Below are 569 nucleotides of genomic sequence, written 5' to 3'. Positions count from 1 at the left end.
TCAACACGATGGTCGACCAGCTCTCCGCGTTCGCCGACGAGGTCACCCGCGTCGCCCGCGAGGTCGGCACCGAAGGACGCCTCGGCGGCCAGGCCCAGGTCCCCGGGGTGGCCGGGGTCTGGCGGGACCTCACCGATTCGGTCAACTTCATGGCCGGAAACCTCACCAACCAGGTCCGCAACGTCGCCCAGGTGACCACGGCGGTGGCCAAGGGCGACCTCTCCCAGAAGATCACCGTCGACGCCCGCGGCGAGATCCTCGAGCTGAAGAACACCATCAACACCATGGTCGACCAGCTCTCCGCCTTCGCCGACGAGGTCACCCGCGTCGCCCGCGAGGTCGGCACCGAAGGACGCCTCGGCGGCCAGGCCGACGTCAAGGGGGTCAAGGGCACCTGGCGGGACCTCACGGATTCGGTCAACTTCATGGCCGGAAACCTCACCAACCAGGTCCGCAACGTCGCCCAGGTGGCGACGGCGGTGGCCAAGGGCGACCTCTCCCAGAAGATCACCGTCGACGCCCGCGGCGAGATCCTCGAGCTGAAGAACACCATCAACACCATGGTCGAC

1 protein-coding gene is annotated in these 569 nt (G+C 67.8%); it reads left to right on the top strand.

Annotation, left to right across the window (positions count from 1 at the left end; translation table 11 throughout):
* Nucleotides 1-569, top strand: a 569-nt coding sequence (locus ACFWBB_RS42610) for a HAMP domain-containing protein (protein ID WP_385284701.1), incomplete at both ends; no start/stop codon positions are given.

Origin of the sequence: Streptomyces sp. NPDC060000, assembly GCF_042737375.1 — a bacterium.
In the GTDB taxonomy this organism is placed as follows: Bacteria; Actinomycetota; Actinomycetes; order Streptomycetales; family Streptomycetaceae; genus Streptomyces.
Note: the sequence above shows the minus strand (reverse complement) of the source record. Positions and strands in the feature narration are given on the sequence as shown.